Origin of the sequence: Cytobacillus dafuensis (assembly GCF_007995155.1) — a bacterium.
GTDB classification, from domain to species: domain Bacteria; phylum Bacillota; class Bacilli; order Bacillales; family Cytobacillaceae; genus Cytobacillus; species Cytobacillus dafuensis.
This window is the reverse complement of the sequence record NZ_CP042593.1, coordinates 4,620,011-4,633,281: the sequence shown is the minus strand read 5'-3', so window position 1 is coordinate 4,633,281 and position 13,271 is coordinate 4,620,011. Positions and strand designations below refer to the sequence as shown.

Annotated in this window: 13 protein-coding genes; all 13 read left to right on the top strand. The window is 40.7% G+C overall.

What is annotated here, in order from left to right; all coding sequences use genetic code 11:
- Positions 1–189 precede the first annotated feature (189 nt).
- The 13 genes from FSZ17_RS21930 (at position 190) to FSZ17_RS21870 (ending at position 13,038) form a co-directional block, all read left to right on the top strand.
- On the top strand, positions 190–897 hold the full coding sequence (locus FSZ17_RS21930; RefSeq protein WP_057772856.1) for a DNA alkylation repair protein: 708 nt from the start codon (positions 190–192) through the stop codon (positions 895–897).
- Between the two features lie 415 nt (positions 898–1,312).
- Positions 1,313–1,687: an NADH-quinone oxidoreductase subunit A gene (locus FSZ17_RS21925; RefSeq protein ID WP_057772858.1), complete on the top strand. Its 375-nt coding sequence runs from the start codon at positions 1,313–1,315 to the stop codon at positions 1,685–1,687.
- A complete protein-coding gene (locus FSZ17_RS21920; protein ID WP_057772860.1) occupies positions 1,678–2,190 on the top strand; it encodes a NuoB/complex I 20 kDa subunit family protein in 513 nt (170 codons plus the stop codon). Before FSZ17_RS21925 ends, FSZ17_RS21920 begins: the two co-directional genes overlap by 10 nt.
- A gap of 3 nt (positions 2,191–2,193) precedes the next feature.
- The gene (locus FSZ17_RS21915; RefSeq protein ID WP_146846564.1) at positions 2,194–3,468 is read left to right on the top strand and encodes an NADH-quinone oxidoreductase subunit C; all 1,275 of its coding nucleotides are present in this window, start codon (positions 2,194–2,196) and stop codon (positions 3,466–3,468) included.
- A 2-nt stretch (positions 3,469–3,470) separates the two neighbouring features.
- Positions 3,471–4,571, top strand: a complete 1,101-nt coding sequence (locus FSZ17_RS21910) for an NADH-quinone oxidoreductase subunit D (RefSeq protein WP_057772862.1) — start codon at positions 3,471–3,473, stop codon at positions 4,569–4,571.
- On the top strand, positions 4,571–5,578 hold the full coding sequence (nuoH, locus tag FSZ17_RS21905; protein WP_057772864.1) for an NADH-quinone oxidoreductase subunit NuoH: 1,008 nt from the start codon (positions 4,571–4,573) through the stop codon (positions 5,576–5,578). The genes FSZ17_RS21910 and nuoH overlap by 1 nt, the downstream gene beginning before the upstream one ends.
- A gap of 40 nt (positions 5,579–5,618) precedes the next feature.
- Entirely contained in the window at positions 5,619–6,038 is a 420-nt protein-coding gene (nuoI, locus tag FSZ17_RS21900; protein ID WP_057772866.1) for an NADH-quinone oxidoreductase subunit NuoI, read from the top strand.
- Complete coding sequence (locus tag FSZ17_RS21895; RefSeq protein ID WP_057772868.1) at positions 6,035–6,556, top strand: NADH-quinone oxidoreductase subunit J; 522 nt, start codon at positions 6,035–6,037, stop codon at positions 6,554–6,556. Before nuoI ends, FSZ17_RS21895 begins: the two co-directional genes overlap by 4 nt.
- On the top strand, positions 6,553–6,867 hold the full coding sequence (gene nuoK / locus FSZ17_RS21890; RefSeq protein WP_057772869.1) for an NADH-quinone oxidoreductase subunit NuoK: 315 nt from the start codon (positions 6,553–6,555) through the stop codon (positions 6,865–6,867). Before FSZ17_RS21895 ends, nuoK begins: the two co-directional genes overlap by 4 nt.
- Before the next feature lie 88 nt (positions 6,868–6,955).
- Positions 6,956–8,818, top strand: a complete 1,863-nt coding sequence (gene nuoL / locus FSZ17_RS21885) for an NADH-quinone oxidoreductase subunit L (RefSeq protein WP_057772871.1) — start codon at positions 6,956–6,958, stop codon at positions 8,816–8,818.
- Positions 8,815–10,326, top strand: a complete 1,512-nt coding sequence (locus tag FSZ17_RS21880; protein ID WP_057772873.1) for a complex I subunit 4 family protein — start codon at positions 8,815–8,817, stop codon at positions 10,324–10,326. Before nuoL ends, FSZ17_RS21880 begins: the two co-directional genes overlap by 4 nt.
- Positions 10,327–10,332: 6 nt before the next feature.
- Positions 10,333–11,850 (top strand): NADH-quinone oxidoreductase subunit NuoN, encoded by a 1,518-nt coding sequence (gene nuoN, locus FSZ17_RS21875; RefSeq protein ID WP_057772875.1) that lies wholly within the window; start codon positions 10,333–10,335, stop codon positions 11,848–11,850.
- A gap of 942 nt (positions 11,851–12,792) precedes the next feature.
- On the top strand, positions 12,793–13,038 hold the full coding sequence (locus tag FSZ17_RS21870; protein ID WP_057772877.1) for a DUF1146 family protein: 246 nt from the start codon (positions 12,793–12,795) through the stop codon (positions 13,036–13,038).
- The last annotated feature ends 233 nt before the right edge of the window (positions 13,039–13,271 follow it).

The following is a 13,271-nucleotide window of genomic DNA, read 5'->3' as shown; positions in this document are numbered from 1 at the left end:
AAGAGAGAGAAAGTGGTCACATAGAAGAGCCGATTGCACCCATATTTATGAAAAAGAAACGAGTCACCATGATAGAACTTCGGAAGGATTTTAGTCATAATAAAAGAATAATAAGCTAATTACGTTTATTACTTAACAAAAATTGAAATGAATAAAAGAATGAAATATTAATATAGGAGGGAAACACCGATGACATACGATGAAATAATAAAAAATCTGGAGGAACTGGGGACGGAACAAACGAAAAAGACATTCTTGCGCCACGGGGCCAAAGAGCCTTTGTTCGGAGTGAAGGTTGGGGATTTAAAGAAGCTTGTGAAATATGTAAAAAAGGATCAAGAGTTAGCATTAAAGCTTTATGATTCTGGGATTTATGACGCGATGTACTTGGCGGGGATTTCGATAAATCCTAAATTAATGACAAAAGAGGAATTACTGGATTGGGCATATAAAGCAAATTGGCATGCGGTTGCTGAATATACGGTTGCTGGGGTAGCAGCTGAAAGTGAATTTGCTCTTGAATTAGCGAGAGAGTGGATGAAGTCAGAGGAAGAAATGATTGCCGTATGTGGATGGAATACATATGCAAATTATTTATCTATCACTTCCGATGAAGAGCTAGACATGGCTGAAATCAAGTCGCTCCTAAAACAAATAGAGCAAACCATTCATGAAGAAAGAAACCGAGTGCGATACGTGATGAATGGTTTTGTGATATCAGTAGGCTCTTATGTACAAGCTCTATCCGCCGATGCTAAAAAAGTCGCGGATCAGATTGGAAAGGTCCATGTAAATGTAAGAAATACAGCATGTAAAGTTCCTCTTGCTACCGAATATATTAAAAAGATAGAAGACAAAGAGCGCGTAGGAGTAAAAAGAAAAACCTGTATATGTTAATGGTGGACAGCCTTGCTAATAAAGCAGGGCTGTTTTTTGGGATGTCTGTATAATTTGTCAGCCAAATCTTGAATTTTATTAGCTAAATTCACTCATTTATCAGCCAATGCCGAAAATCAGTCATTACAGGAATTAAACAACTTGGTTATTTTTTTGAATTTTTTTAATAAGAGTAGTAATAAGAAAAGTAAATTTGTTGATATATCTCACTGACAAGGAAAGGGTTTTCATTTTAAATATAGTGGGGATGTGTTCACGGATTTGTCACTTAAACGCAGCATTAGACTTGTTCCGTGGACGAGAGAATTTCCATAATTCTCTAGGGTTTATCGACACAAAATGGTAACAATGCTATAATGGTTACGGTTACAAATGTAAAGGTAGGGAAAATTCAATAATATTGGAGGGGATGGACATGGAGATGCTAAATTTATATCAAAATAACTATTTGATTGTTTTTGTGTTCCTATGTCTAGGAATTTTGTTACCTGTGGTGGCCCTGTTTTTAGGGAAACTTTTGCGGCCATATAAACCGTATGAGTCGAAGTACACCACTTATGAGAGCGGGATTGTGCCATTTCATGATTCAAGGGTACAGTTCAATGTCCGCTATTATATTTTTGCACTAATGTTCGTTATTTTTGATGTAGAAACGGTATTTTTATATCCGTGGGCTGTTGCGTACGAAAAACTCGGAATCTTTGCATTAATAGAAATGTTAATTTTTGTGTTCATGCTAGTAATAGGACTTATTTATGCATGGAAGAAGAAGGTGCTGAAATGGACTTAAAACTGGAAAATATTTCACCTGAAGAAATGGAAGAGCTGCAGCGTAATGTATTTATGGCAACATTAGAACAAATAAAAGCTTGGGCGCGGAGTAACTCATTATGGCCAATGACCTTCGGGCTTGCTTGTTGTGCCATCGAAATGATGGGTGTCGGTGGTGCTCACTACGATTTAGACCGTTTTGGGTCGTTTTTCAGAACATCTCCTCGTCAATCAGATGTCATGATTGTTTCAGGTACAGTGACGAAGAAAATGGCACCAATCGTTCGCAGACTGTATGATCAAATGCCAGAACCAAAATGGGTCATTGCGATGGGATCATGTGCGACTGCAGGTGGTCCATATGTAAAATCCTATGCAGTTGTAAAAGGCGTTGATCAGATTGTACCAGTTGATGTTTACATACCTGGATGTCCTCCGAATCCGGCGGCATTAATATATGGGATAAATAAATTAAAGGAAAAAATCCGCTACGAGGCTAAAACTGGGAAGAAGGTGATCTAACCTATGAGCGGGGAGAAGGATCTTGAGCAGTTAAAAAAAGAGGCTGCTGCAAAGGCAAAGGCAGCCGCACTAGCCAAAATGAAGGCGAAGGAACAGGTCGAATCAAAAGAGGAAATACCAGCAGAAGACCTTGATATAGCAAAACAAAAAGCCGCCGCCGCTGCAAAGGCAAAGGCAGCCGCACTAGCCAAAATGAAGGCGAAGGAACAGGTCGGATCAAAAGAGGAAGCACCAGCAGAAGACCTTGATATAGCAAAACAAAAAGCCGCCGCCGCTGCAAAGGCAAAGGCAGCCGCACTAGCCAAAATGAAGGCGAAGGAACAGGTCGAATCAAAAGAGGAAGCACCAGCAGAAGACCTTGATATGGCAAAACAAAAAGCCGCCGCCGCTGCAAAGGCAAAGGCAGCCGCACTAGCCAAAATGAAGGCGAAGGAACAGGTCGAATCAAAAGAGGAAGCACCAGCAGAAGACCTTGATGTAGCGAAACAAAAAGCCGCCGCAGCCGCAAAGGCAAAGGCAGCTGCAGCAGCAAAAGCGAAAGCAGCTGCTCTAGCAAAGCAATCTGACGCAGCTGGAGATGACGAAAAGGCTAAAGCGATTGCTGCCGCGAAAGCAAAGGCTGCAGCCGCTGCAAAGGCAAAAGCCGCCGCAACCGCAAAAGCTGAAGGCGGAGCAGGTGATGACGAAAAAGCAAAAGCGATAGCTGCAGCAAAAGCAAAAGCCGCCGCGGCCGCAGCAGCAAAAGCGAAATTAGCTGGTGGGAAGGTCGAAGCAGAGCCGGCTGAAGAGAGTAAACCATCACCAAACAAGCCTTATCTTGATAAATATGTGAAAGTCATTGAAGAGAATCTCGGACAAGATGTTTTAGAAGATTACTATATCAATAGTCTTTCCAAGGATGTTCCAACCTTGGTAGCTAAGAGAGAGTCATATTTTAAAGTGGCAGAATTTCTAAAATATAATGAACAGTTAGGATTTGATTATTTATCTGAGATCCATGGGACAGACTTCGAAACACATATGGAAGTGTATGTTCACCTTTACTCATATAGAAATAGCCAGTCTGTTGCATTAAAAGTGAAGATTGATCGTAATGAACCAACAATTGAATCATTGCAGCCATTATGGGCAGGAGCAAATTGGCCTGAATGTGAAGCATATGATTTGTTAGGTATTCGCTTTACGGGACACCCGAACCTCCATCGGATTATGCTTGGGGAAGAATGGGTTGGCCATCCGTTGAGAAAAGACTATGAACCGTATGATGTGGAGGTGTAACCATGATACGTACCGAAGAAATGCTCTTAAATGTGGGACCTCAGCATCCAAGTACGCACGGTGTATTTCGTCTCGTCGTTAAAATTGATGGAGAAATAATTACTGAAGCGAAACCAGTCATCGGTTATTTACATCGTGGGACGGAAAAATTGGCTGAAAATCTGCAGTACACACAAATCATTCCTTACACAGATCGGATGGATTATTTATCTGCAATGACGAATAACTATGTCATCTGTCATGCGGTTGAAACGATGATGGGCATCGAGATCCCTGAACGTGCTGAATACTTGCGTGTCATGGCGATGGAGCTTGGAAGGATTGCCAGCCACTTAGTTTCGTGGGGAACATTCTTATTAGACCTTGGTGCAACAAGTCCATTCCTTTATGCATTCAGAGAACGGGAAATGATTATTAATATGCTGAATGAACTTTCAGGTGCTCGTTTGACATTTAACTATATGCGTGTTGGCGGAGTAAAATGGGATGCGCCTGAGGGCTGGGTTGAAAAGGTAAAAGATTTCGTTCCCTATATGCGTGAACAGCTTAAAGGCTACCACCAGCTCGTAACGGGTAATGAAATTTTCATAAATCGTGTTAAAGGCGTCGGTATTTATTCAAAAGAAGATGCCATCAACTACTCATTAAGCGGGCCAACACTTCGCTGTACCGGGGTGAAATGGGACCTTCGTAAGGATGAGCCATACTCAATATATGACCGTTTTGATTTTAACGTCGTGACCAGAGAAGAAGGAGACGCTTGGGCACGCTATCATATTCGCTTGGAAGAAATTGAGGAATCGCTAAAGATTCTAGAACAAGCTGTAGAACAATTTCCTGCAGAAGGAGAAATTTTGGCGAAGGTGCCAAAGATAATTAAAGCACCAAAGGGCGAGGCTTTCGTTAGAATTGAATCTCCACGTGGAGAAATTGGCTGCTATATTGCAAGTGACGGTAAAAAGGAACCATATCGATTAAAGTTTAGAAGACCATCATTTTATAATCTTCAAATTCTCCCAAAATTGCTTGAAGGAGAAAACATGGCAAACATGATTGCGATTCTAGGAGGAATTGATATTGTCCTCGGGGAGGTGGACGGTTAATGGTAGAAGATCTATTACATTCTAGTGCCGGATGGCTTAATTTCGGTATTTTCTTCTTACTGGCCGTCGTATTGCTTTTAGTTGTGTTAGGCTTTGTAACATATGCGATTTTAGCAGAGCGGAAAGTTATGGGATTTATGCAAATGCGCCACGGTCCAAACCAAGTCGGTGGTCGGTGGGGATTATTGCAAACAGTGGCAGACGTCCTAAAGCTTCTATTAAAAGAAGATGTCATTCCGAAGCTAGCTGATCGCCCATTATTTATAATAGCACCGGTCATTGCGTTTGCTCCTGCATTTATGGTATTAGCGACGATTCCTTTTACTGATAAGTTCCAGTTTGCTGACATCGGCGTAGGGCTGCTTTATTATATTGCGGTGTCAGGCATTACGACTGTCGGAATTGTTACAGGCGCATGGGCTTCGAATAATAAATACGCCCTTCTTGGGGGAATGCGTGCAGCTGCACAAATGATTTCTTATGAAATCCCACTCGTTATGTCTGTTGTCGGCGTTGTTCTTTTGACGGGCAGTTTAAATTTAAATGACATTGTCGAGGCACAAAAAAATGGCTGGTTCATCGTATGGCAGCCAATCGGTTTCATTGTCTTTTTCATTGCAGCAGTTGCTGAATTAAATCGTGTACCATTTGACTTGCCGGAAGCAGAATCAGAGCTTATTGCTGGATTCCATGTTGAATACTCGGGTTTCCGCTGGGCATTCTTTATGCTTGCAGAGTATGTTTATTTCTTTGCAATGGCAGCTTTGACGACCGTATTATTCTTAGGCGGCTGGCTACCGCTTCCATTTTTAGACTTTATTCCAGGAGCCGTTTGGTTTGCTCTTAAATTTACAGTTGTTGTATTTATTTTAGCTTGGTTCCGTTCAACATTCCCACGTGTTCGTGCAGACCAATTAATGGAATTTGGTTGGAAGGTGCTTTTACCAATTGCGTTGGCAAATATCTTCTTAACCGCTTTATTAAAGGAACTAGTGAAATTATTCTAAATAAGCAATTTGATCATTTGAAAACAAGGGGTGAAAAAACATGCTTGGATTAGCGAAAGGTTTATCATATACCCTAAAAAACTTAACACGCAAAAAGGTTACTTATGATTACCCGAATGAGCCGCTTCCATTACCAGATCGGTTTCGCGGGATTCAAAAATTTTATCCTGAAAAATGTATTGTATGTAATCAGTGTGCGAATATTTGCCCGACTGAATGCATTCAGTTAACAGGTAAAAAGCATCCAGACCCGAATAAAAAAGGAAAAATTATTGATACGTATGACATTAACTTCGAAATATGTATTTTATGCGATTTATGTACAGAGGTTTGTCCAACAGAAGCGATTATTATGACAAATAACTTCGAATTGGCCGAATACAGCCGTGATGAATTATTTAAAAATCTAGAATGGCTTGACGAAAATGATGAGAATATACGGAAGGTGAATAAAGCATGACGTTATCAGGTGAATTTCTAGCGTTTTTGTCACTTGCAATAGTGGCGGTAATGGGCGGAGTGCTTTTATTGAACCTTACCAAAGTCGTGCATATGGTAGTGGCGCTTGTTTTTACATTTATAAGCATTGCGGGAATTTTTGTTTTACTATCAGCTGAATTCCTTGCAGTTGTCCAAATCTTACTTTATTCCGGTGCCATTACAATTATCATGCTATTTGGAATTATGCTTACCCGCCATGATGATACGAGTGAGCCGAAAGCAGGTAGCTTACGCAAGGTGCTTCTGTTTTTAGGTGTTCTCGGATTTGGATTTGCAGTTTATATCGGAATTTATAACCTCGATTTTGGGCAAGTGCCAAATACATTGCATGAAAATAATACTGAGCAAATTGGAATGGCCCTTTATTCGAAGTATATCATTCCGTTTGAATTAACCTCAGTCTTGTTATTAGCTGCTCTTATCGGAGCGATTGTTTTAGCGAAGAAGGATGATGAGAAGGGAGCGGAGAAGGAATGAGTTCAGTTCCCATTTCAGCCTATCTGGCTCTAGCGTTAATATTATTCTGTATTGGTTTATACGGCGCTTTAACAAAACGAAATACAGTCATTGTCTTAATTTCTATTGAGCTCATGCTAAATGCAGTGAATATTAACTTAGTAGCTTTCAGCAAATACGGTGCTGCGCCTGCGATTACAGGTCAAATCTTCGCCCTTTTTGCCATGACAGTCGCTGCAGCAGAGGCTGCAGTCGGATTAGCGATCTTAATTGCTCTTTATCGTAATCGAAAAACCGTTAATATTGATGAAATGAATTCTATGAAAAACTAGAGGTTCTCTAACTTGGCCTCAATCAAACACGCTGATTCAACAGAATAAAAAAACTAAGGCAGTGTGTTCAAAAAAGGGGATTGTGATATTGATGGAGAATGCATGGATCATACCGCTTTTCCCGCTTTTATCATTTTTATTCCTTATCTTTTTCGGCAAACGGCTTAAAGATGCGAGTGCTTACATAGGAATTTTGCTTTCGCTTGCATCATTTGTCTACTCCTTGTTGGTGTTATTCGAAAGGTTTTCTTCGCCAACGCATAAGACAGAGGCTGTTTGGCTGACGATCGGGGATATTCAGTTAACAGCGGGTTTTGAAGTAAATCAATTAAATGCATTAATGCTTGTAATTGTTTCACTCGTCAGCTTCCTTGTACATACATATTCAAAAGGATATATGCACGGGGATGATCGATTCCATGTTTACTATGCTTATTTAGGTTTATTTACCTTTGCAATGCTAGGGCTTGTTCTATCACCTAATCTATTGCAAACATATATTTTCTGGGAGCTTGTCGGTTTAGGTTCATTCCTATTGATTGGTTTCTACTTTTATAAGGAAGAAGCGAAAAAGGCTGCTAAAAAGGCGTTTATCATGACGCGTATTGGGGATGTGGGCCTTTTAATCGGAATGATTCTCTTATTCTGGCAGGTTGGCAGCTTTGAATATGATGAAATCTTTGCAGCTGTAGCAGCTGGAGCTGTTTCATCAACAATGATTACATTGACAGCTATTTTAATATTTATTGGAGCTGTTGGGAAGTCTGGTCAATTTCCACTACATACATGGTTGCCAGATGCAATGGAGGGACCAACTCCAGTTTCAGCCTTAATCCACGCCGCAACAATGGTTGCAGCTGGGGTTTATTTAGTGGCGGCACTGTTCCCTCTATTCGCAGCTAGTGAAACCGCGTTGATGACAGTTGCGACCATTGGTGCCATTACAGCTATTTTCGCAGCAAGCATTGGTCTAGTCCAAACAGATATTAAAAGAGTACTAGCATACTCAACAGTCAGTCAGCTTGGTTATATGATGCTCGCGCTCGGATCTGCTGGTTATGTAGCTGGTGTGTTCCATTTAATGACACACGCTTTCTTTAAGGCATTGCTATTCCTTGCTGCAGGAAGTGTTATCCATGCTGTTCATACACAGGATATTGAGAAAATGGGCGGATTATGGAAGAAGCTTCGTGTGACAGGTCCATTGTTCTTAATTGGAACATTGGCGATTAGCGGTGTACCTTTATTTTCTGGATTCTTTAGTAAAGATGAAATCTTAATTGCAGCATGGGCACATGGGAATACGGTGTTATTCTGGCTCGCTGTTATCGCAGCATTTTTTACGGCATTTTATATGTTCCGTTTATTCTTTATGGTTTTCTCAGGGGAATCCCGCTCGGATATGAGCCATGTAAAGGAGTCACCAAGCGTGATGACGGTTCCGATGGTTATTCTCGCTATTCTAGCTGTTGTAGCTGGCTACGTGAATACACCATGGTTCGGAACATATCTTGGGGACTGGTTAACAGAAGGCAATGCTGCTCTTGGACACGGTCATATTGAAGGTCCATCATGGATTATGATTGTAGCAACGGCCGTTTCGCTGCTAGGAATCTACCTTGCTTGGCTGATTTATGGCAAGCGTTCTTTATCACGCGACTGGCTTGGCGCACAAACGATGTACAATATTTTATATAACAAATACTATATTGATGAATTTTACGAGCTGACAGTAGTAAAGGTGATGAAATTCTTTAGTTTACTCCTTCACTACATCGAGAGCTTCATTGTTGAAGGGCTTGTAAAAGGGGTATCAGGAGCTGTATCTGGCTTTGGCGGATTAGGTTCGAAGTTCCATGATGGCCAAATTCAAAGATATGGAACGGTTGCTTTTGTCGGCTTAGCCATTTTAATTGTTGTATTTGCCGTAACAGGGGGGTATTTGAAATGAACTTTGACTACTTTCTAACCTTTTTAGTTTTCTCCCCTCTGCTTGGTGTTTTAGTATTATCCTTTATACCGAATACGAAGGAATCTGTCATCAAAACAGTTGGATTCTTAGCGACTCTTCCTGCTTTGATTTTGTCACTTGTAGCCTTTTTTCAGTATCGGTCTGGGGCATCTTTGGAAGAATTAAGTGAAAATGTACGCTGGGTTCAATTCGGTGATCCGAACAGACTAGGAGACTTGTTTTCTATTAATTATGAGCTAGGGGTAGACGGTTTTTCCCTCATCATGATTGTATTAACGGCGATCCTTTCAACTCTAGCAGCCATTGCTTCCATGTATATTAAAAAAGAATGGAAGGGTTATTTCATGTTATTCCTTCTTCTTGAAGTAGGGATGCTTGGAGTATTTACTGCTGAAAATTTAATCTTATTCTTCATCTTTTTCGAAATTACACTTATTCCGACATTCTTCCTTATTGGAAAGTGGGGATATTTTGAAAAGGAAAAGGCTGCATTTAGCTTCTTAATTTATAACGGTTTAGGATCAGCAGTACTTCTGATTGTGATCATGGTGCTATTTGCCCGTACAGGGACATCTAATATTAGCGCACTTGCTTCCATTTTAGCAGCTGACAGTCAAAATATACTCTTTTCTTCAGGGACAAAAATGGGCTTGCTCATTGCAATGTTAATTGCTTTTGGGGTGAAGCTTCCAATTTTCCCATTGCATAGCTGGATGGTCCGAGTTCACGTACAGGCGCCACCATCTGTCGTTATGCTTCACGCAGGGATTTTATTAAAAATTGGTGCTTACGGAATTATCCGTTTCGGAATGGGGATTTTCCCAGAGCAATTCCAGGACTTAGCTGTCATAATTGCAGTCCTAGGGGTCGTGAATTTGCTTTACGGAGCATTCCTTGCATTGATTCAAAAAGATTTCAAAATGGTTCTTGCTTACTCATCCATTTCCCACATGGGGATCGTCTTAATTGGGCTTGGCGCTATGAATGAGGCGGGAATACAAGGAGCTATTTTCCAAGTGGTGTCACATGGTTTGATCGCAGCTCTTCTATTCTTCCTTGTTGGTGTATTTTATGAGCGTCTGGATACATCCAATATTAAGAACCTTGGAGGCTTGGCAAAGGGGATGCCGATTACAGCTGGCTTTTTGCTTGCAGGGGCAATGGCATCACTAGGAATGCCAGGCATGTCAGGGTTTGTTAGTGAATTTATGGCCTTCCTTGGTTTATTTAAGGAAATGCCGATTTTGGCTGCAGTTGGGGCACTGGGTATTATTTTAACAGCTGTTTACCTGCTTCGAGCCGTTTTAGGTATTACGTATGGAAAAGCGCATCGTGAGTTTGACGGTGTAACGGATATTCGCAAGCAGGAATGGGTTCCGGCGGTAGTTTTATTAGGAATCATTGTTTTGATTGGTGTATACCCAAGTGTCTTAAGTGAACCGCTGAATTCAACAATTGAAACTATTATCTTTAAGATTGGAGGGTGATGAAGGATGGATCTCGAAACATTATTATCGTATAAATGGAGCATCATGACACCTGAGTTCATCATCCTAGGTGTAGCAACATTACTTTCTTTATTAGATTTATTTATGCCGAAGTCAGTGAATAGAAAGGTTCTTGGCTGGATCGGTTTTACTGGTATATTGGCAGCCATCGCTTCGTTAATGAGCTTGCTTGGACATGGCCCAGAATCAATCCTATATGATACTTTCAGATTGGATTCATTTGCAAAGGCATTCAAGCTGTTATTGCTAATTGGAGCTGCATTTGTCATGCTTCTTGCGATAAGCTATGAGCCGCAGGAAGGGATAACGGAGTATAGAGGAGAATTCTACTATCTTTTCTTAGCTGCTTTACTTGGCGCGATGATGATGTCTTCTAGCGGCGATTTAATTACACTGTTCGTTGGCCTTGAGCTTCTTTCCATTTCGTCCTATATTCTCGCTGGAATACGGAAGAAAAACCTTCAATCTAATGAAGCATCCATGAAGTATGTCATTAATGGCGGGATTTCGACAGCGATTACCTTATTTGGGATGAGCTATGTTTATGGAATTACAGGAACGACGAATCTACTTGATATGGCTCACGGCTTACTAGCACTTACGAATATTCAGCATATTTATTTGATGGGTCTTGCTTTATTTATGATTCTTGTCGGTTTGTCATTTAAGCTGGCAACGGCACCGTTTCATATGTGGGCACCTGATGTGTATCAAGGGGCACCAACACCTGTTACTGCCTTTTTGAGTGTTGTTTCAAAAACAGCAGGATTTATCATTATTGTTCGTATTATGATGGTCGTTTTCTTCACCACACCATCTTCCGATTTGCCAAATTCAATGCCGCTTTTAATAAAGGTTCAGGATTACATTGCTTTCCTAGCAGCGGCAACGATGATTATCGGGAATGTCATTGCATTAAGGCAGAAAAATATTAAACGATTATTCGCCTATTCAAGTATCGCTCAAGCTGGATACCTTCTCGTTGTATTGGCATCTATGTCCGCATTTATGTTTGATACGCTTTGGTTTTATCTAGGAGCATACTTGTTTATGAACCTTGGCGCATTTGCGATCATTCAGCTGATCACGCAAAAAACAGGCTCTGAGGATATTTCGCAGTTTGCTGGTCTATATCGAAGAGCACCTATTCTTGCGCTCGCGATGGCGATATTCATCCTAAGCTTGGCAGGAATTCCAGGAACAGCGGGCTTTATTGGAAAACTAAATATCTTTATGGGGGCATTAGCTGTACAGCCAGCCCATTATGTATTAGTGTCGATCATGATCGCGACAACAGTCGTATCTTATTTCTACTATTTCGGCATTATGGTCCAAATGTTCTTTAGACCAGCAGCTGAGCAAGAGAAAATTAAACTGCCGATCGGCCTTGGTGTTGTGATTGGTGTCTGTGTATTTGCAACCATTCTCTTTGGGGTAGCACCAAGTATTGCATTTGATTTCTTACACGAAAACTTTCATTCATTTAGTGACTTCTTCCAGTAGGAGGAGTATTACAGGGGAAAAGGCTTTAAAAGGGGTAAGGATAAATAATTTAATCAGGCTCTTTCGATGGGGGAATAAAACGATCTATCCGTGATTACGGATAGGTCGTTTTTTTTAGGAAATAAGTCTTTTAACTGATTCCTTGAAGTTTCAGCTTGCTGAAATGAGCTTTTTATTATTTTTGAGATAAAAAGGGATTGCTTTCTGTACTTGGAGTTTAGTTTCTTACTTTGATATCCTAGGAAGCCATCAACAGCGTATAGAGCCTGGGACTTGTGAAACTGCTGTATTTTTGTCCTTATAGGACTAAAGTAAAACTATTAACTAGTTAAAATCACCTGTCTTCAAAGAACTTTATTAACTCAATCCTGGCCATGTTTTTCATGACGAACAGTTATTAAACAAAGGAATTGGTGTCTGCCCCGCCGAAACTTCGAGGACACCGGTAACCAAACCGGGTTAATGGTGCCCGTCTCGCCGAAATTTCGAGAACCCCGGTAACCAAACCGGGTTATTGATGCCCGTCTCGCCGAGATTTCGAGAACCCCGGTAACCAAACCGGGTTATTGATGCCCGTCTCGCCGAGATTTTGAGAACCCCGGTAATCAAACTGGGTTAATGGTGCCCGTCTCGCCGAAAATTTGAGAACTCCGGTAACCAAACCGGGTTAATGGTGCCCCTCTCACCGAGATTTAGAGATCCTTGGTCATCAATCAGTATTGATGGTTTCCCACCACTCTAATTTCCGAGTACATCAGTTACGAACTTGTGCAATCGAAGTCCGTTAATTCAATTTTACCCTACTCACAGTAATCAATCACAATTTTCTTATCTTTCATCGCTCTTGCAAGAGTAATTCCTATTCTTAAAGGGAAATTAATGCTAATATTAAAGGCGGATTGTAAAAAAATTGGCGGTGATTTATGAAGGGAGTTTGTATTCATGATTTCAGGATTTGGACAGCAGGCCTTACTTAGTATTATTTCACACTTAGTTTTTATTGCACTTTCTTGGTGGGCACTTCAGGCACTGCGTATTGATCAGATTTTGCGTCCTAACCATGTAATTCAAGCAAGGGTACTCTACATATTATTATCGATTGCAATCGGGTCGACAGTAAGTAATTTTTTCCTTGATTACCTTTTATGGTCAAAGCAGCTGCCCCTTATTTTACAAACCATTCTTTAACAATTTAGAAACGGTTTTTCACGAGTTTCAAAAAAACGAGAAAATATCCGAAAACTAGCAAATATAGGTCTTCGTACATGTTTTCATTCACTTGGTAATTGAGTACAATTCTATTTGGTGTGCTTCCAATTAATGAATAGAGATAAATAATCCCAAATATTACGTTTGTGAATATAATAAAGCAGTGAGGGTTATAGTCTGTGTTCAATACTGAGTGACGCCTTGTGTATTTC